This is a genomic window from Archangium violaceum Cb vi76, from assembly GCF_000733295.1.
GTDB classification, from domain to species: domain Bacteria; phylum Myxococcota; class Myxococcia; order Myxococcales; family Myxococcaceae; genus Archangium; species Archangium violaceum.
The window spans coordinates 55944-80351 of sequence record NZ_JPMI01000201.1 but is presented as its reverse complement, the minus strand read 5'-3'; the positions used below and the strand labels follow the sequence as shown (position 1 = coordinate 80351).

Below are 24408 nucleotides of genomic sequence, written 5' to 3'. Positions count from 1 at the left end.
GCCTACTTCTTCGGCGTCTTCGTCCGCGTCTTCCGGGCCGGAGCCTTCTTCGCGGCGGAGGCCTTCCGGGCCGGGCTCGTCTTCGTCGAGGGGGTGGCGCGCGTGTTGCCGCTGCTCGCGTTCACCGTGAAGCCCATGCTGAGCGTGGAGCTCGCCTGCGTGTTGGAGGTGACGCGGACGGTGTACGGCCCCGTGGGGAGGTTCGCGGCGAGCGCCAGCGTGCCCGTGGCCTGGCTCTTCGGCTCGGCGGCTCCGCTCACCTTCTGGATGGTGATGGGCACCCTCTGGGTGTTGTTCTCGATGTCGGCCTTCATCGGGTCCGTGAAGTACTGCCCGGTGAGCGTGACCTCGAGCGTCTGGCCCTGGCGGCCCGACGCCGGGCTGATGCCAGTGAGGCTGATGGCCGGCGCGAACCAGAAGCCGGTGAAGGGACTCATGCGCAGCTCGTCGATCAGCGCCTGGCTGAGCTGCTGGGGATCCCTCTTCTTGAAGAGGGCCTGGTGCTTCGCCGAGAGGCCCGCCTGCTGCAGGGTCTTCTTCGGGTTCTCGGCGAACGCGCGTTGCAGCTTCTCGTTGGTCGTGAGGTCGTGGATGAACTTCACCAGCATGGGCATCAATCCTTGGAGGGAGTCCCGCAGCCCGGGACCTTGGCATAGGAAGAGTAGATGAAATCGCCGAGCGCGCAGTTCTGGTTCGCCATGGCCACGTCCACCGAGAGGGGATGGGTATGGGTCACCTGGAGCCGGTCTCCGGGTTGGAGCCGTCTGGCGAAGGAGATCCACGGCGCGCCGGGGACGGTGGTGTACTCGCGTGGGAGCAGGACCCTGCCGTTGCGCGTCACCCGCGAGATGCCGCCGACGAGGGGGAGCGGGAGCGACACCACCGCCTGCGAGCGCGTGAGGGTGGTGCTCCAGGAGCCGGGACAGGTGAAGCGCTGTCGCAGGTCCGCCGCGTCGAGCGACTGGATGATGCCGCGGGTGCTGGGGGCGGAGGTGAGCGCGGGCTGGCTCGAGAAGGCGTTGCCCTGGCCCAGGTAGACCTGGAAGAAGCCGCTCTCGGGTGTCAGGCGGCCCCAGGAGCCTCCGAGCAGATCCGTCGTGCCATCGCCATCCACGTCCGCCAGCTTCACTCCGGAGCCGAGGTTGATGGGGGTGGACGTCCACACGGGCTGGCCGGCATCGGGAGCGGGGACGTAGGCCTCGTAGCGGGGCGGGGTGCCCGCGTCGCCGCTCATGAAGCCCTGCACGTTGTTGCGTGAGACGACGAGGGTCCACGTTCCCTGTGTGCCCACGGGGCCCGCGGAGAGATAGGGCACCAGGTCTCCCTCGCGCGAGCTCCACCCGGGCGTGGTGGGCAGGGAGATGCCCCCGTCCGCGCTGGCGCTTCCCGGGAACACCATCACCTGGGACGTGCCGACCACCAGGTCCAGGAACCCATCCTGCTGCACGTCGGTGAAGAGGATGCCGCCGCCCATGCCCCCGGGCTTCGAGCGCCAGCCGGGCTTCGTGGAGAGGGTCCCCCCCTGGTTGAAGTAGATGCGCGCGGAGCCGCCGGCGAGGGCATAGATGTCCGACGTGGCCAGGTCCAGGCGGCCATCCCCGTTCGCATCCCCCAGCGCGCAGGCGAACGAGTCGTAGGTGTCTTCCGAGCGGAAGGAGGGGCTCTTCTCCAGGGTCCCGCGCCGGTTGAAGTAGACCTTGACGCCGCCGCTGCCCAGGGGCGGCTGGAGGGTGGATACCGCGACGTCCAACCACCCATCGCCGTTGATGTCGCCCACGGCGAGGTTCATGTGGGCGTCCGAATCCGCGGAGACCCAGTCTGGCCGTTGCTGCTGGTTGAAGAAGTTGTCCGTCCGGGTGTTCAGGTAGACGGCGAGCGGCTGGAGGCCCTCATCGTTCCCGCTGGCGGTGATGAGATCCGGGTAGCCGTCGCGGTTGATGTCGGCCAGGGCGAGCCCGGTCTCGTACAAGCCCATGGCGGCGCTCTGGAGATCGGGCCGGGTGGCGTAGGGGACGGGGGTGCCCCCGTCCACGGACTCCGGAGCCTGGGTCGCGGACAGGACGAGCGCTGCCAGCGCCGGCGGGAAGAGCCAGCTCATCGGGCGCCTGGGGTCGAGAAACCAGGGGCGAAGGTGGCGGCCCAGCGCGCGGGCTCGGCGATGCCATGGGAGGTCATCACCGCATGGGCGGCCTCGATGAGGGAGCGGCCCTCGTCTCCACCGATGAGGCCTCCCAGGTGGTGGCGGGCGATGGCCGTGTGGACCGCCATGCCCGCGGCCTCGAAGCCCTGGATGGCCGAGGACAGGTGCGAGCGCGCTCCCGCCGGGTCCCCCCGGAGATGGGCGATGCCGGCCCGGAGCAGGTGGGACATCGGAACGCAGTCACTGCGCCCCTGACGGGAGATGAACTCCGCGTCCTTCTCGGCGCTCGCGAGCAGCTTCTCCCGGGCGCTCGTGTCGTGCTCGGCGTGCGCGAGCGCGCCGCATGCGCGCACGGTGTACATCCGCATCCGGCCGATCAGGGCGCGGAGGAACTGCGCGGACTTCACCTTGGGCCACATCTGGGTGATGCGCTGCCACGCCCGCGCGTGCTGTCCCTGGTAGAGGTCTGCCCAGGCCTCCACGAGGAAGACGGAGATGTGCTGGATGGTGCCCGTCCGGGGCCAGGAGGCGGTGAGCTCCCGCATGCGCTGGCAGGTGCCCTCGGCGTCTCCGGTGGCGAGCAGTCCCATGCCGGTGCCGAGCAGCGCCGTCACCTGCGAGTACGCGTCGCCCTGCTCCACGGCCACGCGGTACCAGTCACTGCCGTGCTCGCGCAGCTCCGTCATCCGGTGGGTGAGGTCCAGGGCGAGCATCGCCATGGCGCGCGCCATGCCGCCCTCCCAGAGGGTGTCCCGGCGGCTCTCGCGCATCCGCTCCAGGCCGGCCTCCGCCTGGGCGAGCGCATCGGCCCACCGGCCCACGGTGAGCGAGCGGACGCCGCGGAAGATGTCCGCCAGGCCGAGCAGCTCGGGCGAGTTCAGCCGCCGCGCCAGTGCCACACCGCGCTCGAGGTCCCGGGTGCCCGACTCCAGCGCGCCCGGGGAGCCCTGGAACAACCAGGTGCCGCCGAAGGCGATCAACGGACGGGCCACGCGCTGGGGCTCTCCCGCTTCGAGCGCCAGCAGCAGGCCCCGGAGCAGGAAGAGCAGGCCGCGCGTGGGCTCCACGTTGAGCAGCGACCGAGCCAGCGCCCAGAGCAGATCGATGCGCTGGAGCTGGAGGGGCGGCACCTCGGACTCGGGCCGCTCGGTGAACTCGATGCCGCGCAGCTTGAGCCGGGCCAGCAGCCAGACGACCTCCAACAGCGCGAGGGCCGTGGAGCGCGGGTAGCTCAGGCCGAGCCGCTCGAGCACGGGTCCGAGCAGCGCGGTGCCATCGTCGATGCGGCCGCCGACCATGTAGTGCTCGATGGCGCGGCACTGGAGCTCCAGCCACTCGTGGGCGGGGGCGTCCTCGGCGAGGCGGAGGAAGAGGGGGGCCGCCTCGGTGCCACGGCCGGCGAGCGCGAGGGCCTCGGCGCGGGCGCGCTCCAGCTCGCGGCGAGGGGGGAGGCTGGAGACCTGGGTGCCCTGGCTCCACTCGAGGGCGAAGCCATACAGCTCCGCGGCCCGGGCGAAGGCCAGTGCCTCGCGGGCGCGCTCGGCGGCGGTGAGGGCGTGGAGGGCGGCCCGGACGAGCTCTCCCGCACCATGGAGGTGCAGCGCGAGCCGCTCGGGATCCGGCTGGGGCTGGGCCTCGAGCACATCGGCGAGCCGGCGGTGGTGACCCTGGATGGCGGGGGCCTGGAGGGTCTCCACGAGCCGCTCGCGGATGCGGTCATGGCTCACCTCGAGGTCCACGCCGCCGGGGGTGGCGCGGGTGCGAAGCAGGTGGGAGGAGCGCAGCAGCGCGAGCGATGACAACGTGGCCTTGGAAGGCCGTGCCGCGTCCAGCGCGAGCGTCTGCTCCAGGGGATGACCGGCCACGGCCAGGAGCTCGAGGAGCTGGCGCGCGCCCTCGGGCAGGTGTTGGACGCGGGCGTCGACGACGCGGCCGAGGGACAGCTCTCCCGAGGTGGCGCGCTCGCCGTTGGAGGTGACGTAGCGCACGAACTCCTCGGCCAGCAGCGGGCTGCCCCCGGCTTCCCGGGCGATGCGCTCGGCCTGGGCGCGTGCCGCGGGGTCCTCCACGCCCAGCCGCTCCAGGGCCAGGCGCGCGGAATCCTCGGGAGAGAGGGGCGGCAGGGCCACCTCCACGGGCGCGACGGTCCACGACAGCGGCTCCAACAGTTGGCGCAGCGCCTCCAGGCATGGGCTGTTCGCGGCCTCGTCGCTCCGGTAGCTGAGCACCAGCAGCAGGGGCGGCGCGGAGGGGGGAGACAGCAGCTCCGCGAGGAAGCGGGCGCTGTCCAGGTCACCCCACTGGAGGTCATCCAGCAGCAGCACCAGGGGCCTGTGCGAGGCCATCCGCCGCAGCAACTCCTTCAACACGCGCACGGCGAGGGCCCGGGCCTGGAGGGGGTCCTCCGGAAGGGGCTCCGCGTGCTCCTCGGACAGGGGGTCCTCGTTGAGCCGGAGGACGGGGAAGAGGCGGGCGAGGGCCTGGAAGTGCTCGGGGATGAGCTCGCGGGGGAACTGCGAGATGACTCGGCTGAGCGAGTCCATCAGACTGTCGAGCGCCTTGTACGGCACGGACTCGCGCTCGTAGCAGCGGCCGGAGACGACGAGGGCATGTTCCTCGCGGCGCAGCTCCCGGGCGAAGGCCTCGAGCAGTGCGCTCTTGCCCAGACCGGCCAGGCCATGGACGCGGGCCAGCATCGTCTCGCCCGCGGCACCGCGCGAGGCGGCGACGCGCAGCGTGGCCAGCTCCTTCTCCCGGCCCACCAGCCGCGGCTCGCGAGCGGTGGGGGGAGGGGCCTCGGTGGCGTCCCGACCGCCGAGTCGGCGCATGACCTCGGCGCCGGAGGGGCGGGCGGTGGGGTCCTCGCGGAGCAGGTCCTCGCAGAGCGAGACGAGGTCGGCGGGCGGGTCCACCACGAAGCGCGAGATGGGGGTGGCACCGCGCCGCTGGGTCTGCCGCATCTCCTGCATGTTTCCGGAGAAGGGCCGCTGCCCGGTGAGACACTCGTAGAGCATCACGCCCACCGAGTACCAGTCGGTGGCTTCGGTGGAGGGCTGGAGGTCCCACTGCTCGGGGGCCATGTACGGCGGCGAGCCGGCGAGGGGCTCGGGGGAGCCCATCGATGCCGAGGGGTACATCAGTGGCTTGGCGAGCCCGAAGTCGAGGATGACGACGCGGCCCTGGGGGGTGACGCGGACATTGGAGGGCTTGAGGTCGCGGTGGATGAGCCCGGAGGCGTGGAGGGCGCGCAGGCCCTGGACGAGCTCGCGGAACACCTGCCGGAGGCGCTCGGCGTCGACGATGCGGGTGGGCGCGGCGGGGAGGACGGGCGCCTGGGAGCCGGTGGTGGCGTTGAGGCTGGTGGCGGTGAGCTCGTCGGGAGTCGAGTGGCTCGCGCCGGTGCCCTGATTCGGATGGCGCTGGGGGCTGGTGGCGGTGAGCTCGTCGGGGTTGGAGGGCTCCGCGCTCTCCTCCGAGGGTTTCAGCCGCAGGTAATCGAGGAAGGCGTGGCCCTCGATGAGCTCCATGGTGAAGAACCAGGTGGAGCCCTCGGAGAACAGCTCGTAGAGGGTGACGAGGTTCGGGTGGACGAGCTCCGTGAGGAGCCGGAACTCCTGCTTGAAGCGGTAGAGCGAGCCGGGTGAGGCCTTGTGCAGCGTCTTGAGCGCCACGACAGAGCCGGTGCGGCGATCGAGCGCCTCGCACACGATGCCGAAGCCACCCACGCCGAGGGTCCGTCTGACCTCGAAACGCTCGTTGCCCTCGAAGCCTTGCTGTGCGGCGATTCTCACTGGCCCCTCCCCGGTGATGTGCGCCGACCCTACCTCACGCCTCCTGGGGCAGGAAGCAAAGCACCAGGTTTGGTGAACCCGCCTGCCCTTCATCCGAGCACCCCAGGCCCCCACGGAGGGGGTAAGGTGGCCGGGACATGCTCTCGCTGCTCCGGCTCGTCTCCCTGCGTCACATCCTGGGTGCACCGCTGCGTACCGGCCTCACGGTGCTGGGCGTGGCCGTGGGTGTGGCGACCATGGTGGGGGTGATGTCCATCAACGGCTCGGTGCTGGACGCGTTCCGCTCGACGGTGGATGCCATCGCGGGGAAGGCGGACCTCACGGTGGCGGGCACGCAGGTGGGCTTCGACGAGTCCGTGCTGGAGCGGGTGCGGGCGGTGCCCGGGGTGGCGCATGCCTCGGGGGCCCTGACGGTGATCGTCCCGGTGAAGGGCGCGCCGGGCGAGCGCCTCTACGTGATGGGCGTGGACCTGCTGGATGACGGCCACTTCCGCACCTACGAGGGCGTGGACAGGGACCTGGGCGGGCTATCGGATGACCTGGAGTTCCTCAACTCGACGGACCGGATGCTCGTCTCGGAGCGCTTCGCCCGTGAGCGCGGGTTGAAGGTGGGGGACGGCTTCCAACTCATCACCGGGAGCGGGCCGCGGGACTTCGTGGTGCATGCGCTCATCCGCGAGGCGGGGCCGGTGAAGGCCTTTGGCGGCTCGATGGGCGTGATGGACGTGGCGTCGGCGCAGGTGGCCTTCGGGCGCGAGCGGACGCTGGACCGCATTGACGTGGCGGTGGATCCGCTGGTGGGCGTGGAGGCGGTGCGCGAGCGCCTGCGCTCGGCGCTGGGCGGAGGCTTCGAGGTGGAGCACCCGTCTCGCCGGGGTGGCTCGGTGGCCACCATGGTGCGCAGCTTCCAGATGGGGCTGAACCTGGGCTCCGGGGTGGCGCTGCTGGTGGGGGTGTTCCTCGTCTACAACACCATCGCCATCAGCGTGGTGCAGCGGCGCAGGGAGATTGGAACGCTGCGGGCGCTGGGGGCCACGCGCCTGCGCATCCGGGCCCTCTTCACGCTGGAGGCGGTGTTGCTGGGCGGGGTGGGGACGGCGCTGGGGCTGCCGCTGGGGGTGCTCATCGGCCGGCTCGCCATCGGCTGGGTGTCTGGCGCCATCTCCAGCCTCTACATCCAGGTGAACGCGCGGGACGTGACGGTGGGCCCGTGGGAACTGGGACTGGGCGTGGCGCTCGGCGTGCTGGGCAGTGGCTTCGCGGCCTTGAAGCCGGCGCTGCAGGCCTCGAGCGTGCTCCCGGTGGAGGCGCTGCGCCGGGACGCGGCCCAGGGCGCTGGCGTGGGCGGTTCGCGCCTGTCCACGGTGCTCGGCGTGGGGTGCCTGCTGCTCGTCTACCCGTCCACGTGGCTGCCCCCTCCGATGGAGAACCTGCCCGTGGGTGGCTACATCTCCATCTTCCTGGTGCTGATGGGGACCACGTTGCTGGCCCCGGGAGTGCTGCGTCTGCTGTGGCACGTCTACCACCGCCCGGGCGAGGCCCTGCTGGGCGTGAGTGGCCGGCTGGCGGCGGACAACTTCGCGCGAGCGCCCGTGCGCACGGCGGTGCCGGTGTCCGCGCTGGCCATTGGCGTGGCCATGTCGGTGTGCATCGCCGGCTTCGTGGGCTCCTTCCGCACCGCGGCGCACCGGTGGTTGGATCAGTCGGTGCCGGCGGATCTCTTCCTCACCTCGGCGGCGCGCATCGCGGGCAGCCGCAACCAGCCCATGGGCCCGGAACTGGCCGAGGCGCTCGCGGCGCTGCCCGGTGTGTCCCAGGTGGACCGGGTGCGTGTGTTGCCCCATGACGTGCTCGGGCTGCGCGCCTACGTCATCTCCCTCATTCCGGAGATCTACGAGAGCCACGGCAAGCCGCAGCTGCTGGAGGGCCGCCTGCCCACGCGCGAGGAGCGGCTGGCCGGGCGGGTCATCATCTCGGAGAACCTCTCGCGCCGCCGGAATCTGCACGTGGAGGACACCTTCGAGATGTCCACGCCCACGGGCGCGCGCACCTACACGGTGGCGGCGGTGGCGGTGGACTACACCTCGGACCAGGGCGTCGTTTTCCTGGCGCGCGAGGTGTATCAGGCGCATTTCCAGGACGACCGGGTGGACACCTTCGAGCTGTACCTGTCGGACCGTTCGCGGCTGGACGAACTGCGCCGCACCATCTCCGAGCGGTGGGGGGAGCGCCACCAGCTCTACGTGCTGAGCAACGCGGACCTGCGTCAGGAGGCCACGGCGCTCATCGACGAGGCCTTTTCGGTTTCCTATGCGATGGAGGTGGTGGCCGTGCTGCTGGCGCTGTTGGGGGTGGTCAACACACTGCTGGCGGCGGTGTTGGATCGGACCCGGGAGATCGGCCTGTTGAGGGCGGTGGGAGCGGCCCGGTCCCACATCGTCCGGCTGTTCGTGGGGGAGGCTGCCTTCATCGGCCTGTCAGGAGGACTCATCGGAGCGCTGGCGGGCCTTTGGATGGGGGTTCTCATCACCGACGTGGTAGGCGGTCAGGCCACGGGGTGGAGTTTTCCCTATATTTTTCCCGCCCGGTTGGCGGTGGCCATGGGGGTCGTCTCGACCCTGTGCGCCATCCTGGCCGGGCTGTATCCTGCGCGTCGTGCCGCCACCCTGGACGTGGTGGAGGCGCTCGCCTACGAGTGAGTCCCATGGCTGCCAACCTGCAGAATCCCTTCCACATCCTCCTGGTCGAGGACGAGCCCGTCATCCGGGAGCTCGTGCGTTCCATGTTGAGCGACGGGGCCGTGGAGGTGGTGTGCGCGGCCAATGGCATCGAGGGCTTGAAGCTGGCCAAGAGCCGCCCCTTCCAGCTCGTGCTGATGGACGTGGTGCTGCCGCAGCTGGACGGCATCTCGGTGTGCCGGATGCTCAAGAGCGACCCGACGACGTCGAAGGTGCCCGTCTACATGCTCACCGCCAAGTCCAAGAAGTCGGACATGGAGAGCGCGACGATGGCGGGAGCGGACGGCTACATCCAGAAGCCCTTCAAGGGCGCGGAGCTGATGGCGCTGGTGGACCGGCTGCGCAAGGTGGTGTGAGGCCGGGCCCGGCTCAGGGCAGGCGCGGGTGGAGGTAGCGCGCCAGCAGCAGGAAGTGATCCCAATCCAGGTCGGCGAACTCGAGCGCCACGCCCTGGGTGGCACGGCGGACGATGTTGCACGTGGCGGTGATGTCCCCGATGCCGGGCAGCGGCAGGGTGAGGGACAGCTGCTTGACGCTGTCGGGCGGGTGGCCGTGGAGGAACAGGCCCGCCATGGACAGGTCGCGCGCCTTGACGAGCACGGTGCGCTCGCCCAGGTGCACCTTCACCATCCAGTTGGCGTCCACGCGCGGGTGGTAGCGCTCCTGGAGGCGCAGGGGAGTGTTGGAAGGCGTCATGGGGAACCTCCTCGGGGTGCGACAGGGAGCTACAGTGTGGAGCAGCCCTGGGGGGTCGCAACTTTTCGGCCGGGGCCCGGCCGAGTCCCCTGACCGTCCACGCGCGCGGATGCGAACTCCACGCCGTGGAGGGTGTGCCGGGTGGGGGCGCGGCCATGTGCCCGGGATGACTGCACTCACCGGCTGGCACGCCCGCTGAAGAAGCCCTGACGCAACCCAAGCGCAGGAGGCTTCACGTGGAGAACGGCAATCGGATTGGCTCGCTGTCCATCACCCCCACCGTGGCGAGGCAGACGCCGCGGAACGACTTCGGCACGGTGTTGGCGCGCACGGCGCAGGAGGTGGTGAAGACGGGGGCGGGAATCGCGGCGTCGATGATGCCGGGGAACCCGATGGTGAGTGCGGCGGTGTCGAGCGTCAGCTCGGTGGTGTCGTCGGTGGCGTCCTCCGCCCAGGGCGTGTCGGCGGTGGGAGCGGGAGGCGTGGGCGGCACGGCGGGACAGGGCGAGCAGTGGGATCTGCTGGCGGCGCAGCGGGAGATGCAGGCCGAGGGGATGAAGATGAACATGGCCTACATGAACCTGCAGAACGAGATGCAGGCGGAGAGCCGGGCGCACAACGCCATCTCCAACATCATGAAGGTGCGGCACGACTCGGCGAAGGCCGCCATCAACAACATCCGGTAGGGGCGCGCCATGGCCATCGACAAGGTGGGGGCGATTGGCGGGGCGGGAGCGACGCCCGCGCTGGAGCCCTCGGGGAAGGCGCGGTTTGGCGAGGTGCTGGAGGGGGTGAAGGGCCCGGCGAAGCAGCCGGGGCCCCGGGTCGCGAGTGAGGGCACCCCCCAGCTGGCCTCGACGGAGAAGACGGAGGCGGCGCGCGGGAAGTGCGAGGTGGAGGGAGTGGGGAAGGCCTCGGGGGGAACGTCGGAGGTGCGAGCCGGGGGCCAGGTGGACTCGGTGCAGTCGGCGAGGTCCCAGCAGGCGGTACAGGTGCTGGACCGGGTGACGGAGGCGCAGAAGCGGTTGGACGGCCTCCTGGCGCTGGCCGAGTCCGGCAGGTCGTTCTCTCCGGCCGAGCTGCTGGCCGTCCAGGCCCACGTGTACCGGGCGAGTCAGGAGCTCGATCTCGCGGGGAAGGTCGTCGAGAAGGCGACGGGTGGCGTCAAGCAGGTGCTGCAGACCCAGGTGTGAGGACTCCCATGTTCCGACGTTGTCTCTTGCTGTTGCTCCTGTGCGCCACGGGGTGCCGGGAGCGCATCCAACATGGCCTGGACGAGCGCCAGGCCAACGAGTTGCAGACGGTGCTCGTCGAGCGGGGGCTCGATGCGCGCAAGGTGCCCGAGGCGGGCAAGAAGCCCACGTGGGCCATCGAGGTGGGAGAGGAGCAGTCCTCGGACGCGGTGCGGATTCTCGCGGAGCTGGGGCTGCCAAGGCCCGTGGCGGACGAGGGCTGTGACGTCTTCGGCGGAGGCGGGCTGGTGCGGACGCCGGTGGAGGAGCAGCTCTGCCGGGTGAGGGTGATGGAGCAGGGGTTGGAGAAGACGCTCCAGACGGTGGAGGGGGTGCTGCTCGCGCGCGTGCACCTGGTGGTGCCACCGCCGCCGAGGCCCGGACAGCAGCCGGTGCCCGCGAAGGCCTCGGCGATGCTGCGCGTGGCGCCCGGCTACGCGGAGACGATCAAGGGCTCGCGGGAGATGTTGCGGTCACTCCTCGCGGGAGGCGTGGAGGGGCTCTCGTCCGAGTCGGTGTCCCTCATGGTGGACGAGGTGTCCACGCGGGTGGTGGCTCCCACGCCCGGGACTTCTCCGCTGACACGGCTGCGGGTGCTGCTGGCGGTGTTGTCGCTGGCGGTCACGGGGCTGTCGGTGGGGTTGATCCTCGTGACGTTGCGCCTTCGGCACTACCGCGCCCTGGCGGAAGCGAAGCCCGTGGCTCCACCTGCCCCCACGCGTCCGGTGGTGACGGCCGGGGCCGCGCGCAAGGTGGCGTGAGCTTGGAGGGATGAATCATGGAGGTGACGCGCATCGAACGCCCTGGCGCGAAGACGCCAGGGCCGGAGAAGACGGTGGCGGTCCGGGTGCCTCGGAGTTCGCCGCCAGAGCCAGCGAAGAGGCCAACGTCCCCGGAGCCGGTGAAGGGCCCGTCTCCCGTCTCTCTGCCCGTGGAGCGGATTGCCCTGGTGGCGCTGGTCTTCGGGCGGGAGCGGGCGGGGGCCCTGCTCGAGGGATTGAGGGAGCCCGAGGCGCGGCAGGCGAAGAACCACCTGGCCGGTTTCACCGCGCTCTCCTCGGCGAGGCGGCAGGCGCGGGTGGCGGTGGAGTTCGGTGTCCGGCCGGATGCCGCGGCGCGGCTGCGGGCGGTGATGGAGGAGGCTCCAGAGGTCCTGAGACGGGAGCTCTTCCGGAGGCTGCCGCCCTATCACCGCGGCCTCTTCCCGGAGCGCCAGGTGGAACCGCCCGACGCGGCGGCCACTCCGGCCGTCTGTGCACTGGCCGAGCGGCTCCTCCGAGAAGCCACGCGTTGAGACACCCCGTCCCGAGCCGGGACGGCCCCTGACATCCAACCCCTCGTTTTCGCGGGCACGGCCGTTGGCATCGGCCGTGAACAGGAGTGGTGCGTCCGCGGCACGGAGCGAACCATGCAGAGTCCTTTCGGAGAGAGCAGCCAGTCCACGACGTTGAAGCCGATGAAGCTGCGCCGGCTCGGCACGCGCCGATTGGCACGGGCCCACGTGACGCTGCACGAGCGTCCCCAGGTGGCTCGGCTCGCGCGACAGGCGTTGCGGAGCGTGTGCGAGGCACTGGGGCGGGAGCTGGGGTGCCCCGTCCGAGCGGAAGCGCGATTGCTGGAGACGGCGGTGATGCCGGCTGCGGGGTTGGCGCACACGGCGGCCTTCGCCCTGGTGGACCTGTCGGCGACGGGAGGGACGGGGGTGCTGGAGTTGGAGCCGCCGGTGCTCTTCGCCGCGCTGGAGCGCCTGGCGGGGGCGGGGACGAAGCCTGGCCCCATCACGGAGCTGACGCGTCTGGAGGAGGCCTCCTTCGCCTTCCTGGGCCTGTCGGCGCTGTGCGCGCTGCGTGGCCATCCGGAGCTGCAGCGGAGGTTGGGTCCGCGCCTCGCCGGGGTGACGATGAATCGCACGGAGGCGTTGGCGCGCCTCGATGCACGGCAGCGTCACCTGGGCGTGGAGCTGACGGTGACGGTAGGGCAGACGACGGCGGGGGGGAGGTTGGTCCTGCCCGCGGTGGTGCTCGAAGGGGCGCTGAAGGAGCTGCCCGCGGAGCGCGACGTGGAGCTCGCTCCCGAGGTGCTGGCGGCGCGGTTGGAGGCCCGCTGCTTCGTGGGCAGCACGTCGTTGCCGCGCATGGCGCTGGAGTCGCTGGGCCCGGGGGACGTCGTGCTCTTCGACGGGCTGCGCCAGGAGGGCATGGGCCTGTCGGGTCCTGGGCGCCTCGTCCTGCGCGGCTTCGAGCTGAGGGGTGACTTCACGCCCGAGGGTTTCTCGTTGAACCACGCGCGCAGGCGCGGACTTTTCCAGGAGTCGGACATGGCGACGGTAATCGAGCGGAGCGAGGGAATGCCCCCGCTGCCGGTGGAAGTGGAGATCGAGCTGACGCGGCTGCTGCTGCCGCTTTCGGAGCTGGCGGGGTTGAAGCCGGGCGCGCTGCTGCCGCTGCACATCAACGCGAGCGAGCCTGTGCTGCTGCGCGTGGGCGACCGAGCGGTGGCGCGGGCGGAGTTGGTGGACATCGAGGGCGAGGTGGGGGCCCGCATCCTCACCCTGCTGCCGTGAGCGCGCCCATGAAGACCCTGTTCGACTCCGTGTCTCCGCGGAACAAGCTGTTGCTGGCACTTGGGCTCGTGCTCGGACTGGCGGCACTGGCGCCACTGGGGGGTGTATCGGCGGCCGTCTTGGCTCGGGGGCTGTTGGGGGCCGTGGCCATGGTGGGCCTGGGCTGGTGGCTCATGCGGCGTGGACGGGCTGACGTCCGGTTCGCCCTCACCGAGCGCATGCGGGTGGTGTCCAGAACGGGCCTGTCGCAGCGCTGTGGCCTGGCGCTGGTGGAGGTGGAGGGGAGCCGTTACCTCGTGGCCTTTGGAGACTCCTTCGCGGAGATCCGCCGGGCACACACACCGGTGCGTGTGAAGACCCGTTCGAGGCGCCGTGCGGTGGCCCGCTCCCACGAGAAGGAGACCCTGTCATGAGCCGTGTGCCGCTCCTGCTGGGAGTGCTCGTTCCCGGGCTGGCCTTTGCGGCGGAGACGCCGCTCTCGCAGATGTCGTTCGCCGGCAGCCCGCTGTCGATGATGGGGATGCTGGCGCTGATGTCGCTGCTGCCCTTCGCGGTGCTGATGCTGACGAGCTTCTCGAAGATCGCCGTGGTGCTGTCCCTGGCCCGCTCGGCGATGGGAACGCAGCAGGCGCCACCGACCATCGTGCTCACCGGGCTCGCGGCGATACTGACGGGGCACATCATGGCGCCGGTGATGGAGCGCATGTACGACGTGGGGCAGGCCGTCTACCAGGACGTCGGCTCCGGTGCGCAGATCCTCGGCGCGGCGGGGCGGGTGACCGAGCCGCTGCGCACCTTCCTGGTGAAGCATGGCAGTCCGGAGGAGCGGGCCCGTTTCCTGGACCTCGCGCGCGAGTTGCGGCCGCCGGAAGAGGCGAACGCGGTGCACGAGGACGACCTCTTCGTGGTCATTCCGGCCTTCGTCATCACGGAGCTGACGGAGGCCTTTCAGATCGGCTTCCTCGTCTTCCTTCCGTTCCTGGTGCTGGACATGGTCATCGCGAACATCCTGCTCGCGCTCGGGATGCAGTCGTTGTCACCGAGCCAGGTGAGCCTGCCCTTCAAGATCCTCCTCTTCGTCGCCGTGGATGGCTGGGCACTGCTCGCGCGGGGCCTGATCCTCGGCTACCGGTGATGCCATGACCCAGGATGTCCTGTTCACACTGGGCCGCGAGGCGCTGCTGTTGATGGTGCTCGCCTCCCTGCCGCCGATTGGAGCCAGCCTGGTGGTGGGCTTCCTGATGAGCCTCTTCCAGGCCACCACGCAGTTGCAGGAGAGCACCCTCACGGTGGTGCCCAAGCTGTGTGCGGCGGTGTTGGCCCTGGTGGTGGCGGGGCCGTGGATCGCCGGACAGCTCACGCTCTTCGCGCATCAAGTCCTGCGGGTCATCGCGGAGGTCGGCGGGTGAACCTCGAGCTACCTCGCGCACAACTGGCGCCGCTGGGACCGGGCATGGTGGCGGTGGCTTTGTGCTCCGCGCGCCTGCTGCCAGTGGCCTTCCTCTGCCCTCTTCTGGGGGGACAGGCGGCTCCGACGACGGTGAAGCTGGCCCTGGTGCTGAGCCTCTCGCTCTTCCTGCACCATGTGGCGGGCGTATCGCTGCCGGAGCCGGTGGAGACACCCCTGCAACTGGCGGCCATGGCGATGAAGGAGCTCACCTACGGCACGTCCGTGGGGCTTGTGGCGGCGCTGCCCTTCGACGCGGCGCGGATGGGGGGGCGCTTCATCGACCTGTTCCGGGGCACCTCGGCGGAGGCGAGCCTGCCGGTCGCTGGGACGCGTGAATCCGCCACGGGGGATGCGCTCTACCAGCTTCTCGTGGGACTGGTGGTGACGGGAGGGCTGATGCCCGTCGTGCTCTCCGGGCTGGTGCGTGGCTTCGTGTGGGTGAGGCTCGGCGCGTACGTGCCCACCGAGGAGGCGGTGATGCATGTGGTGGGGCTCGCTGGAGGGGCGATGGCCACGGGGCTCGCGGTGGGGGCGCCCATCGCCGCGGCGGTGATGGCGGTGGACTGTCTGTTGGGGATGGTGTCGCGCGCCGCGCCCCAGGTGAACCTCCAGGACCTCGGGGCGCCGCTGCGCATTCTCGCGGGAGGCGCATTGCTGTGGCTCGCGGTGGGCATTCTCTGTGAGCGGCTGCTCGCGGGCTTCGTCTCGGTGGACGGCGCGCTGTTCCGGCTCGGGGAGGTGGCGCGGTGAGCGAGAAGACGGAACAACCCTCGGCGAAGCGCCTGCGCGAAGCGCGCCGCAAGGGACAGATTCCGCGCAGTCGTCTGCTGTCCTCCAGCGTGGTGACACTCGGGGGACTGCTCGGTCTCACCGCGTCGGCACCCGCGGGTTTCGCGAGGCTGAGGGAGTGGACGGCCCGGTTGATGCTGCACCAGGAGCCCACGGGCGCACTGAGGGAAGCACTGGGATTGATGGCGCTCCTGGTCGGGCCCGCGCTCGGTGGCGCGCTGCTGGCATCGCTCGCCGTGTCCGTGGCCACGGTGGGCTTCGAGCTGAACGCGGAGCACGTGATGCCCAAGCTCGAGCGCATCAACCCGGCGGAGGGCTTGAAGAAGCTCTTCAGCGTGAGACCGCTCATCGAGCTGGGCAAGGCGTTGCTCGTGAGCGCGGTGGTGGCGTGGCTCGTCTGGAGCGCGGCCGTGGAGGCCGGACCGGACGTGCTGCGCACGGCCTGGCTGGAGGGGACGTTGGGGTTGGAGCACATCCTGGGCCGGCTCGGGCCGCTCACCGTCCGGCTCGCATGCGTCCTGGTGGTTCTGGGCGTGGGGGACTACGCGCTCGCGCGCCGCAAGCACGTGAAGGACCTGATGATGACCCGCGAGGAAGTGAAGCGGGAGCACAAGGAGAGCGAGGGCGACCCGCACCACAAGGGCCAGCGCAAGGCATTGCACCGGCAGCTCGCGGCGGGAGGTGCGGCACGTGGAGTGCAGAAGGCGAGCGTCGTGGTCGTCAACCCCACGCACATCGCGGTCGCGCTCCGCTATGCCACGGAAGAGTGTGATGCGCCCTACCTCGTCGCCAAGGGGCGGGAGGCGGACGCGTTCTCGCTGCGGCGTGAGGCCGAGCGGCTCGGAGTCCCGGTGATCCGGGACGTGCCGCTGGCCCGCAGCCTCATCCACTACGACGTCGGGGAGGAGATCCCCGAGGAACTTTACCAGGCCGCCGCGGCGGTCCTCCGGGTAGCGCAGGAGTCGCAGGACGTGGACGACCATCCACGGAGGCAGACGTCATGAACCAACTGATGAAGATTCTCATGAGGGCGCGCAGGTCCTCGGATGTGGTGCTCGCGGTGGCGATGGCCGCGGTGCTCGGTGCACTCATCATCCCGCTGCCGCCCTGGCTGCTGGACCTGGGGCTGGCCATCAATCTGGCGGCGGCGGTGGCGCTGCTGGTGGCGGCGCTCTACGCCCGGGATGCGCTGAAGGTGACGTCCTTCCCGACACTGTTGTTGTTCACGACGCTCTTCCGGCTCGCGCTCAACGTGTCGTCCACGCGGCTGGCGCTCGCGGAGGGACATGCGGGCGAGGTCATCCAGGCCTTTGGCGAGTTCGTGGTGCGAGGGGATTACGTCGTCGGCGCGGTCATCTTCGCCATCCTGACGCTGGTGCAGCTCCTGGTGGTGGCCAAGGGCGCCGAGCGCGTGGCCGAGGTCTCCGCGCGCTTCACCCTGGACGCGATGCCGGGCAAGCAGATGTCCATCGACGCGGACCTGCGAGCGGGAGCCATCGACCAGGCGCAGGCGCGCCGCCGGCGCCGGAACCTGGAGCGCGAATCCCAGATGTTCGGTGCCATGGATGGCGCGATGAAGTTCGTGAAGGGCGATGTCATCGCGGGCCTGGTCATCGTCGCGGTGAACCTTTTGGGCGGTATCTGTATCGGCGTCCTGCAGAACGGGATGACCATGGCGGACGCGGCCTCCACCTATGCGCTCATCGCTATCGGCGACGGGCTGGTGTCTCAGATTCCCTCCCTGTGCATCGCGGTGGCGGCGGGTCTCGTCGTCACGCGCGTGGCCTCGGAGAAGGAGGACGACTCGCTCGGGGCGGAGATTGGCTCGCAGCTCTTCGGAGAGGCCCGGGCAATGTGGGTGGTGGCCGGGCTGTGCGTGGCCCTCGCCGCGATGCCGGGGATGCCACACCTGACGTTCCTCGGGCTGGGGGTGGTCCTGGGGGCATTGGCGCATGCCCTCGGGCGGATGAAGGACTCCGGGGCGGAGGAGGGCGCCGGAGTGGCCCAGACCGAGGGCGGAACCGAAGCAGGGGAGGGGGCTCAGGGCGGCCCGGGAGCACCTCCCGAGAGCACGGTGGCTCCGGTGGGAGTCGCCCCGCTGACAGTGGACCTCTCGCCGGACCTCACGCCGCTGGCCCAGGAAAATGGGGGCGCGTTCGTGCACCAGGTGCTCAACCGGATACGGGACGAGGTCTTCTACGAACTGGGCGTGCGTGTACCCGGCATCCGGGTGCGGACCGAGGCCACCTATCTTCCAGCGGGGAGCTACCGCATCCTGGTCGACGAGGTGCCCGCGGCGATGGGACAGGTCGTGCCCGGGGCGCTCTATGCGCTGGCGCAGCCGGAGGAATTGGCCTTCCTGGAGTTGAAGGCGGAGCCCGCGCTGGAGCCCTCCACCGGCAAGCCCATCAGTCGCGTGTCGGCGGAGGCGCGCGCCCGCCTGGACATGGCGCAGGTTCCGCTCCGGAGTGCCGGGGAGCTCATCGCCGAGCACCTGCGAAGCCTCCTCCGCGCCCGGACGGCGGGGTTCCTCGGCATCCAGGAGGTGCAGGGGCTGTTGGATGGGCTCGAGGCCCAGGCTCCCACGCTGGTGAAGGAAGCGCTCCAGAAGGTCCCGCTGCCGCTGCTCACCGAGGTGTTGCGCAAGCTCGTGGAGGAGCAGGTGAGCATTCGGAACATGCGCGCCATCCTCGAGGCGCTGGTGGCTCCCACGACCGAAGGGGATGCCTCGGCCCTGGCCGAGCGCTGCCGTCAGGCACTCTCCCGCTACCTCAGCCACAAGTTCGCCCCGTCCGGGCCGCTCTTCGCCTACCTGGTGGATCCGGAGATCGAGGAGACGCTGCGCTCCGGTGGCCCTCGCGGGCCGGCACCTTCACCCGAGCGGGTGGCGGAGATTCTGGAGGGGGTGAAGCACATCGCCACGGGGGGGCAGACGGTGCTGCTCACGGCTCCCGATGTCCGGCGCACCCTGCGCAAGCTGTGCGAGGGCGCCTTTCCGGACGTCGCGGTGCTCACCTATGGCGAGCTGGACATGAACCTGCAGATACGTCCCCTGGGGCGGCTGGCGCCCGTGGCCCTGGGACGCTGAGCGGAGGCTAGTAGGTGCCGTTGCCGCTCTTGGGGTCGAACGAGATGTCGGACTGCGGGGTCTGGGGCGCCGGCCGGTTGACGCGGTCGCGCAGCTCCTTGCCCGTGCGGAACAGCAGGCCCCGCTTGGGCTTCACGGGGATGATCTGCCCCGTCTTCGGATTGCGGCCCTGGTAGCCCTGGTAGTTCTTCACATGGAAGGCGCCCAGCCCGCGGATCTCGATGTTCTCTCCGCGGCAAAGGGCATCCTTCATGGACTCGAAGATCGTCTCGACGGTGGCCTCGGCCTGTTTCTGCGTCATCCCCTTCTTGCCGACGAGGACGTTGATCAGATCGGACTTCAGCATCGCACGCTCCCGCAAACCGCGTAACCCCTCGGAAACAGGGCGCTTGGCCCGTGGTCGAATCCCGAAACGATAACAGAACCGATGGGGCGCGCAAGGCGCGAGGTCCGCCAACCTCCTAGAAACGTTACGGATTTCCGCTTCCGGCCACTGTCTCGGCCGGAGAGGGTTCCGGGGCCGTGGCCGCCGTCGTGGCCGCCTGGGCTTCCGCGAGCCCCGGGCGCACCAGGATGGCGAGGTCCACCCACCGCGTCCGACGCAAGACGTCGAGCCCCGCCCGGTCCGACTCCCGGAAGAAGGCGTCCAGGACCTCGAAGCCGGGAGCTCGTGGGGTGGTGTGGGAGCCCGGCTCGACGGGGTTGTAGACGCCGTGGACGGCGAGCGTCAGGTCGGCCAGGGTCAGCTCGGCCGGGGCGCGGGCCGGCAGGATGCCTCCCTTCCGGTGACGCTCGACCAGACCCGCCCGCTCCAGGTCGTCCACCACCTCGTCGACGAGCACCTCGGCGACCCGGAGGCGCAGGGCCAGGTCCCGGGGGAGCGGGGGCGTTCCTCCGTCGAACCAGACGAGCGTGGTCTCCTGGGCCACCCGGGCCGCCACCAGCTCCCGGGCGCGCGGGTGGGCACCGAAGACCCACAGCGAGTCCCGGAACGTGGCGTGCTCCACCGCGTAGGAGAGGCGGGCGCCCACGAGGAAGAGGAGCCAGTCCACGTACAGCCACGCGAGGAACATGGGCAGGGCGCCCAGCGAGGCGTAGAGCGGGTTGTGGCGGAAGCTGTACGCGGCGATGCCCGTGTACACATGCCGCGCCACGCTCCAGGCCGCGCCCGCCACCAGTCCACCCGAGAGTGCCGAGCGCAGGCGCAGGTGGGTGTTGGGCGTCACGTAGTAGAGCAGGGTGAGCCCACCCGCCGCTACGAGGGGAGACAGGGCGCCGAATAGCAGCTCGAAGAGGTCCACGACGAGCGGTGCGTGGGTGCCCTGCAGGAAGGAGCGGACCACGCCCGTTCCCGTGAGCGAGATGGCCAGCATCAGCGGACCCAGCAGCAGCAGTCCCGCGTAGATGAGCCCGCGCACCACCCAGGAGCGGTGGTTCTTCACGCCCCAGATTTCGTTCAGCGAGACGTCGATGTTGTGCAGCAGCGAGCCCGCCGAGAAGAGCAGCCCGAGGAAGCCCGCGCTTCCAATGGCCGTCGTGTGGCCCGGCTCCAGGAAGCGTTCGAGGAAGGCCGACGACTCCTCGCGTACGCCCGGAGCCATCACCGCGAAGATGAACTCGCGCAGGCGGTGCTGGACCTCTTGTTGGTGGTAGGCGCCCAGCAAGGCCACCACCACCGTCAGCAGCGGCACCAGGGAGAAGACGCTGATGTAGGTGAGCGCCGCGGCCCTGAGGCGGATGTTCTCGCCCTGGAAGCCGCGTGCGAGGCCGCGCACCGCCACGAACGTGTCCATGGCGAAACGGCCCATGCGCGTCCGCTCCATCGGCGCCCAGGTGCGCCGGGCCCACTGGAGCGCGCTGGCGCGCAGTCGCTTGAAGAAGAGGGGGGTGACGGGCCGCATCCGGGGAGAGGCGAAGGCTATCCAATGCCAGGGCGGCTCGGCCAGGGGGAGGGGGGGCGGGGCCCGCGGTGGGTTCCACGGCGGGCCCGGCAACCTCACCCCTCAGGTGTTGCCAGGCTCGTTGCCGCCGCTCGGCGGCTTCGGAGGCGTGGCATTCGCGTTGGGCTGCTCGCTCGCCTGCCCCTGCTGCTGGCCGCGTCCTTCCCGCTGCTCGGGCCGGCGCTGCTGCTCGCCCCGGTTGCGGTCACGGTCACGGTCGCGGCCACCACCACTCCGGTCTCCCCGGTCACGGTCTCGGTCACGGCCACCACCACTCCGGTCGCCGCGCTCGCCGCGCTCACCCCGGTCGCCGCGCTCGCCACGGTCACGGCCACCACCCCGGTCGCCGCGCTCTCCGCGGTCGCGGCCACCACCCCGGTCACGATCGCGGTCGCGGTCGCGGCCACCCTCGCGCGGGCCCCGCTCTCCTCCGCCACTCTCGGGCCGGCGCTGCATGGACAGCTCGCCATCACCCGAGCCCGGCGACGAGGCCACCTTGTGGTCCCCGCCCTGCGCGCTGCGGCCGTAGATGTCGTACTGCTCGCGGTGGTAGTTCTGCTGCGCCTTCACCTGGATGGACTTGTTGTAGCGGTCCATCAGGTGCCGCAGTTCCTGGCGCTCCTCGCCCTGGAGCAACCGCGCCACCTCGGCGTTGCAGTTGATGACCAGCGTCGGGTCCTTGTAGCCCGGCGCCTCGCGGCGGATCTCCCCGAAGATCTCGTAGGCCACCGTGGTCGCCGTCTTCACGAAGCCCTTGCCATCGCAGTACGGGCAGTCCTCGTGCAGCACGCGGCCGATGGACTCGCGCACGCGCTTGCGCGTCATCTCCACCAGGCCCAGCTCGGAGATGCGCAGCACGTTCGTCTTGGCCTTGTCCCGGCCCAGCGCCTCCTGCAGCGACTTGAAGACCTTGTCCCGGTTCTGCGGCTTCTCCATGTCGATGAAGTCGCAGATGATGATGCCGCCGATGTTGCGCAGCCGCAGCTGGTAGACGATCTCCTTGGCCGCCTCGACGTTGATCTTGGTGATCGTCTCCTCGAGGCTCTTCTTGCCGACGTAGCGGCCCGAGTTGACGTCGATGGCGGTGAGCGCCTCGGCCTGGTCGATGATGAGGTAGCCGCCGCTCTTGAGCCACACCTTGCGCTGGGTGGCGCGCTGCAGCTCGTGTTCAATCCCGTACGCGTCGAAGATGGGCTCGTCCGACTCGTGGAGCACCACCCGGTCCTTGAGCGCCGGATCCTGCGCGTTCACGAAGCCGAGGATGCGCTCGTACTCCTCGCGGTCATCGACGACGAGCTTCTCCACGTCGTGGGCGAAGAGGTCGCGCGTGGCGCGCAGGATGAGGTCCAGGTCCGGGTGCAGCAGACCGGGGCCACCGCGCTTCTCGTTGCGGCGCACCACCTGGTTCCACACCTCGATGAGGAAGCGGATGTCGGTCTCGAGCTTCTCCTGCGGCACGTTCTCGGCCACCGTGCGCACGATGAAGCCCGTCCCGGGCGGACGCAGCCGGTCCACGATCTCCCGCAGGCGCTTGCGCTCCTTCTCGTTGGAGATGCGGCGGCTGATGCCCACGTGGTCCACCGTGGGCATGAACACCAGGTGACGGCCCGGGATGGAGATGTGCGAGGTGAGGCGCGCGCCCTTGGTGCCGATGGGATCCTTGGAGATCTGGACCACGACCTCCTGGCCCACCTTCAGCAGCTCCTCGATCTTCGCCGTCTTGCGCGGCTTGGACTTCTCCTCCTCGCGCTTGCGCTGCTGCTCCTCGCGCTGCTTGCGGGCCTTGTCCTTCTCGCGGTCCTTCTCGCGCTCGCGGTCCTTCTGCTCGCGGCGGGCCTCACGGGCCTCGCGAGCGGCCTCGCGGTTCTCGCGCGGAGCCCGGCGCTCACCGGCGGCCGTCTCGGGGCGCTGCGCGGGGGCCTCGGCCGGAGCGGCGGGGGCCTCGGCGGCCTGCTCACCGGTGACGGTGGCCGGCTCGGAAGGCAGTGCCAGGGCCACGGCACCCTCGGTGGCGGGCATGGACGCGGCCGCCTCTGGAGCGGGGGTCGCCTGGGCCTCCACGCTCACGGGCGCGGACTCCACCGGCGTCTGAGCGACGCTCACCGGCTCGGCGGCAGCGGCCACGGGCTCGGCCGGGGCGGCCACGGCCACGGGCTCGGTGGTGGCCACGGCCACGGGCTCGGTGGTGGCCACCGGCTCGGAGGGAGCGGCGGCCACCGGCGCGGCGGGAGCGGCCACGGGGGTGGGCTCCTCGGCGCGGTGCTCCTCGGCGTGGTGCTCGGGCTCCTCGACGGCGGGGGGAGCCTCGCCCGCGGGGGCGGCGTGCTCGTGGACCTCGGCGTCCACCTCGGCGCCCGTCTCATGGGCGGCCTCGGCGGCCATGGCCTCGGACTCCTCGGGGACTTCCGGGGCGTCGTCGTGCTCGCCCTCGGTCAACTCGAACTGGGCGCGCGCGAAGTCCGGGTCGTAGACGACGTCACTGACGTACAGGAAGGCGGCCTTCTCCAGGCCAATATCCACGAAGGCCGCTTGCATGCCCGGGAGCACCCGGACGACGCGGCCCTTGTAGATGTTTCCGACGATTCCCTTGTCCTTCTTACGCTCGAGGTAGAACTCCGCGATGTGGCCGGTCTCGACGAGGGCCACGCGGGTCTCCCGGCCCGCCGCGTTGATGACGAGGATGCTGCTCATTGAAGAATCCTGGGCGCGCGCGCGGAGGCGTGAGCTCCGGCGGACGGGAGGCGACGGCGTCTCCCGCTTCCGAGCGCGCTGCGAGGGGAGAGGCGGCTCCAGGCCCTCGGCGCGCACGAACGCAGGACGGCCCCTGTGCGGGGGCTCCGGCTGTCTCCGGGCGGGTGAGGGTCGAGGGGACCAGGGCCTGCTCCTCCGAGTTCATGTTGGCCCCGCGGCTACCGGCACCCTGCCGGGCGGGGACTGACTTCCAATCGAGCGTTCCGCAGTCCCCTGGCGCGCCTACCGCCCGTCCTCTTCCTTCCACACCCGGTCGGAGCCCATCCGCGGGCGCCTTGGGGGGGCGAGAGAGACCCGGTGCAGCGGCGCCCCCTGGTGTCCTGGGAACGCACCCGTCTCAAAAATCAAGAATCCATTTGGACCCCAAACGCCCCACCCCTGGTGGAACGTTCCAAGGCCCGAAAACACCAAAAGGTTTTCACGCCTGATACGACCTGTAAAGGCGAGACATGGAAAATGTCCGCCTTCCAGCAGCTCGCCCGGCCGCCCCTAGGCCTGGGCGGTGGGCGCCCTCTTCCGGTTCTCCGGCTTGTCCAGCCTTCCCCGGGGGCGGCGCACCAGGCGCAGGCCCGTCCAGGTGCTGTCGATGATGCAGATCTTGTTGTCCACCATGCCGATGTCGAGCGCGGCCTGGCGGATGAAGTCCTCGGAGAGGGACGTCTTGATGCCCTCGCCGCTGGGCCAGCACACCCAGATGCCCCCGGTGAGCGCCATGGCGCGCGAGAGGGCCGGCAGGCGCTGGACGAGCTCGTGCGCGTCCTGGGTGAAGAAGAGGATGACGTCCAGGCCCGTCTGGGCGGTGATGAGGAACTCCACGCCCTCGGGCAGCGGGTTGAGCCGCTGGACGAACCCCCGCGGGGGGTTGATGACGGAAACCTTGCTGCCGGATTTGATGCCCAGCATGGCCGGCAGAGATGCCAGCGCATAGGGAGTCATGAGCTGCGCTCCACGGTGAAGGTGCTGAACTCCCCACGCGCCTCGGAATCAGCGCGCTCCACTTCCGTTACCCGGGCCTGCGTCGGACCGCGATGGCACCAGGTGACAAACGACTCGATGGCCTCCGGCGCTCCCTCCACGACGGCCTCCACGGACCCGTCGGAGAGGTTGCGCACCCATCCCGTCAGTCCGAGACGCAAGGCCTCGGTGCGGGCGCTCTCCCTGTAGAACACCCCTTGCACCTTGCCTCGAATCCGGAGGCCTGCTCGCCGCCTGTCCATGGTGGCTGCCCTT

The 24408-nt window shown here is 70.5% G+C and carries 22 protein-coding genes; 13 read left to right on the top strand and 9 right to left on the bottom strand.

The genetic code is table 11. The features are described 5' to 3' along the window. Positions 1 to 2: 2 nt before the first annotated feature. From Q664_RS26885 to Q664_RS26875, 3 genes are read right to left on the bottom strand one after another with little or no spacing between them, the layout of a single operon-like run. On the bottom strand, positions 3 to 608 hold the full coding sequence (locus tag Q664_RS26885) for an IPT/TIG domain-containing protein (protein WP_152622362.1): 606 nt from the start codon (positions 606 to 608) through the stop codon (positions 3 to 5). 5 nt (positions 609 to 613) lie between these two features. After that, a complete protein-coding gene (locus Q664_RS26880) occupies positions 614 to 2098 on the bottom strand; it encodes an FG-GAP repeat domain-containing protein (protein WP_043401820.1) in 1485 nt (494 codons plus the stop codon). Continuing rightward, the gene (locus tag Q664_RS26875) at positions 2095 to 5931 is read right to left on the bottom strand and encodes a serine/threonine-protein kinase (protein ID WP_043401817.1); all 3837 of its coding nucleotides are present in this window, start codon (positions 5929 to 5931) and stop codon (positions 2095 to 2097) included. Before Q664_RS26875 ends, Q664_RS26880 begins: the two co-directional genes overlap by 4 nt. Before the next feature lie 137 nt (positions 5932 to 6068). Here Q664_RS26875 and Q664_RS26870 point away from each other — a divergent pair, with 137 nt between their 5' ends. Together Q664_RS26870 and Q664_RS26865 are read left to right on the top strand one after the other, a co-directional pair. Then, positions 6069 to 8630, top strand: coding sequence for an ABC transporter permease (locus Q664_RS26870; protein ID WP_043401814.1), 2562 nt, complete (start codon positions 6069 to 6071; stop codon positions 8628 to 8630). Between the two features lie 5 nt (positions 8631 to 8635). Next, the gene (locus Q664_RS26865) at positions 8636 to 9025 is read left to right on the top strand and encodes a response regulator (RefSeq protein ID WP_043401812.1); all 390 of its coding nucleotides are present in this window, start codon (positions 8636 to 8638) and stop codon (positions 9023 to 9025) included. A gap of 13 nt (positions 9026 to 9038) precedes the next feature. Here the strand turns inward: Q664_RS26865 and Q664_RS26860 are convergent, their stop codons facing one another. Next, positions 9039 to 9365 (bottom strand): PilZ domain-containing protein, encoded by a 327-nt coding sequence (locus Q664_RS26860; RefSeq protein WP_043401810.1) that lies wholly within the window; start codon positions 9363 to 9365, stop codon positions 9039 to 9041. Positions 9366 to 9601: 236 nt separating this feature from the next. Here Q664_RS26860 and Q664_RS26855 point away from each other — a divergent pair, with 236 nt between their 5' ends. The 11 genes from Q664_RS26855 (at position 9602) to sctV (ending at position 18487) form a co-directional block, all read left to right on the top strand. Further along, positions 9602 to 10051: a hypothetical protein gene (locus tag Q664_RS26855; RefSeq protein ID WP_043401808.1), complete on the top strand. Its 450-nt coding sequence runs from the start codon at positions 9602 to 9604 to the stop codon at positions 10049 to 10051. A gap of 9 nt (positions 10052 to 10060) precedes the next feature. After that, positions 10061 to 10558, top strand: coding sequence for a hypothetical protein (locus Q664_RS26850; protein ID WP_043401804.1), 498 nt, complete (start codon positions 10061 to 10063; stop codon positions 10556 to 10558). An 8-nt stretch (positions 10559 to 10566) separates the two neighbouring features. After that, positions 10567 to 11358, top strand: coding sequence for a flagellar M-ring protein FliF (locus Q664_RS26845; protein WP_043401801.1), 792 nt, complete (start codon positions 10567 to 10569; stop codon positions 11356 to 11358). 17 nt (positions 11359 to 11375) lie between these two features. Next, the gene (locus Q664_RS26840; RefSeq protein ID WP_075207519.1) at positions 11376 to 11891 is read left to right on the top strand and encodes a hypothetical protein; all 516 of its coding nucleotides are present in this window, start codon (positions 11376 to 11378) and stop codon (positions 11889 to 11891) included. Positions 11892 to 12005: 114 nt separating this feature from the next. Next, positions 12006 to 13160 (top strand): FliM/FliN family flagellar motor switch protein, encoded by a 1155-nt coding sequence (locus tag Q664_RS62275; RefSeq protein WP_268811414.1) that lies wholly within the window; start codon positions 12006 to 12008, stop codon positions 13158 to 13160. Positions 13161 to 13168: 8 nt separating this feature from the next. Continuing rightward, positions 13169 to 13573: a flagellar biosynthetic protein FliO gene (locus tag Q664_RS26830; protein WP_052518711.1), complete on the top strand. Its 405-nt coding sequence runs from the start codon at positions 13169 to 13171 to the stop codon at positions 13571 to 13573. Next, entirely contained in the window at positions 13570 to 14295 is a 726-nt protein-coding gene (gene sctR / locus Q664_RS26825; protein ID WP_043401796.1) for a type III secretion system export apparatus subunit SctR, read from the top strand. The genes Q664_RS26830 and sctR overlap by 4 nt, the downstream gene beginning before the upstream one ends. 4 nt (positions 14296 to 14299) lie before the next feature. After that, complete coding sequence (locus tag Q664_RS26820; RefSeq protein ID WP_043401793.1) at positions 14300 to 14569, top strand: flagellar biosynthetic protein FliQ; 270 nt, start codon at positions 14300 to 14302, stop codon at positions 14567 to 14569. Then, on the top strand, positions 14566 to 15360 hold the full coding sequence (locus Q664_RS26815; protein WP_043401791.1) for an EscT/YscT/HrcT family type III secretion system export apparatus protein: 795 nt from the start codon (positions 14566 to 14568) through the stop codon (positions 15358 to 15360). The genes Q664_RS26820 and Q664_RS26815 overlap by 4 nt, the downstream gene beginning before the upstream one ends. After that, positions 15357 to 16403, top strand: a complete 1047-nt coding sequence (locus Q664_RS26810) for an EscU/YscU/HrcU family type III secretion system export apparatus switch protein (RefSeq protein ID WP_043401789.1) — start codon at positions 15357 to 15359, stop codon at positions 16401 to 16403. Before Q664_RS26815 ends, Q664_RS26810 begins: the two co-directional genes overlap by 4 nt. Beyond that, positions 16400 to 18487, top strand: coding sequence for a type III secretion system export apparatus subunit SctV (sctV, locus tag Q664_RS26805; RefSeq protein WP_043401787.1), 2088 nt, complete (start codon positions 16400 to 16402; stop codon positions 18485 to 18487). Before Q664_RS26810 ends, sctV begins: the two co-directional genes overlap by 4 nt. 7 nt (positions 18488 to 18494) lie before the next feature. Here the strand turns inward: sctV and Q664_RS26800 are convergent, their stop codons facing one another. The 5 genes from Q664_RS26800 to Q664_RS26780 form a co-directional block, all read right to left on the bottom strand. Continuing rightward, positions 18495 to 18833: an HU family DNA-binding protein gene (locus Q664_RS26800; RefSeq protein ID WP_043401784.1), complete on the bottom strand. Its 339-nt coding sequence runs from the start codon at positions 18831 to 18833 to the stop codon at positions 18495 to 18497. Positions 18834 to 18957: 124 nt separating this feature from the next. Continuing rightward, a complete protein-coding gene (locus Q664_RS26795; RefSeq protein WP_052518705.1) occupies positions 18958 to 20388 on the bottom strand; it encodes a YhjD/YihY/BrkB family envelope integrity protein in 1431 nt (476 codons plus the stop codon). A 102-nt stretch (positions 20389 to 20490) separates the two neighbouring features. Then, positions 20491 to 23118, bottom strand: a complete 2628-nt coding sequence (locus tag Q664_RS26790) for an Rne/Rng family ribonuclease (RefSeq protein ID WP_043401781.1) — start codon at positions 23116 to 23118, stop codon at positions 20491 to 20493. A 549-nt stretch (positions 23119 to 23667) separates the two neighbouring features. Beyond that, a complete protein-coding gene (locus tag Q664_RS26785; protein WP_043401778.1) occupies positions 23668 to 24114 on the bottom strand; it encodes a DUF3052 family protein in 447 nt (148 codons plus the stop codon). After that, entirely contained in the window at positions 24111 to 24395 is a 285-nt protein-coding gene (locus tag Q664_RS26780; protein ID WP_043401774.1) for an acylphosphatase, read from the bottom strand. The genes Q664_RS26785 and Q664_RS26780 overlap by 4 nt, the downstream gene beginning before the upstream one ends. Positions 24396 to 24408 lie beyond the last annotated feature (13 nt).

What these genes read in the sequence shown, in the direction of transcription:
- Q664_RS26885 (WP_152622362.1), bottom strand. Translation starts at nt 608, where the DNA reads ATGCTGGTGAAGTTCATCCACGACCTCACGACCAACGAGAAGCTGCAA.
- Q664_RS26880 (WP_043401820.1), bottom strand. Translation starts at nt 2,098, where the DNA reads ATGAGCTGGCTCTTCCCGCCGGCGCTGGCAGCGCTCGTCCTGTCCGCG.
- Q664_RS26870 (WP_043401814.1), top strand. Translation starts at nt 6,069, where the DNA reads ATGCTCTCGCTGCTCCGGCTCGTCTCCCTGCGTCACATCCTGGGTGCA.
- Q664_RS26865 (WP_043401812.1), top strand. Translation starts at nt 8,636, where the DNA reads ATGGCTGCCAACCTGCAGAATCCCTTCCACATCCTCCTGGTCGAGGAC.
- Q664_RS26860 (WP_043401810.1), bottom strand. Translation starts at nt 9,365, where the DNA reads ATGACGCCTTCCAACACTCCCCTGCGCCTCCAGGAGCGCTACCACCCG.
- Q664_RS26850 (WP_043401804.1), top strand. Translation starts at nt 10,061, where the DNA reads ATGGCCATCGACAAGGTGGGGGCGATTGGCGGGGCGGGAGCGACGCCC.
- Q664_RS26845 (WP_043401801.1), top strand. Translation starts at nt 10,567, where the DNA reads ATGTTCCGACGTTGTCTCTTGCTGTTGCTCCTGTGCGCCACGGGGTGC.
- Q664_RS26840 (WP_075207519.1), top strand. Translation starts at nt 11,376, where the DNA reads ATGGAGGTGACGCGCATCGAACGCCCTGGCGCGAAGACGCCAGGGCCG.
- Q664_RS62275 (WP_268811414.1), top strand. Translation starts at nt 12,006, where the DNA reads ATGCAGAGTCCTTTCGGAGAGAGCAGCCAGTCCACGACGTTGAAGCCG.
- Q664_RS26830 (WP_052518711.1), top strand. Translation starts at nt 13,169, where the DNA reads ATGAAGACCCTGTTCGACTCCGTGTCTCCGCGGAACAAGCTGTTGCTG.
- sctR (WP_043401796.1), top strand. Translation starts at nt 13,570, where the DNA reads ATGAGCCGTGTGCCGCTCCTGCTGGGAGTGCTCGTTCCCGGGCTGGCC.
- Q664_RS26820 (WP_043401793.1), top strand. Translation starts at nt 14,300, where the DNA reads ATGACCCAGGATGTCCTGTTCACACTGGGCCGCGAGGCGCTGCTGTTG.
- sctV (WP_043401787.1), top strand. Translation starts at nt 16,400, where the DNA reads ATGAACCAACTGATGAAGATTCTCATGAGGGCGCGCAGGTCCTCGGAT.
- Q664_RS26800 (WP_043401784.1), bottom strand. Translation starts at nt 18,833, where the DNA reads ATGCTGAAGTCCGATCTGATCAACGTCCTCGTCGGCAAGAAGGGGATG.
- Q664_RS26795 (WP_052518705.1), bottom strand. Translation starts at nt 20,388, where the DNA reads ATGCGGCCCGTCACCCCCCTCTTCTTCAAGCGACTGCGCGCCAGCGCG.
- Q664_RS26790 (WP_043401781.1), bottom strand. Translation starts at nt 23,118, where the DNA reads ATGAGCAGCATCCTCGTCATCAACGCGGCGGGCCGGGAGACCCGCGTG.
- Q664_RS26785 (WP_043401778.1), bottom strand. Translation starts at nt 24,114, where the DNA reads ATGACTCCCTATGCGCTGGCATCTCTGCCGGCCATGCTGGGCATCAAA.
- Q664_RS26780 (WP_043401774.1), bottom strand. Translation starts at nt 24,395, where the DNA reads ATGGACAGGCGGCGAGCAGGCCTCCGGATTCGAGGCAAGGTGCAAGGG.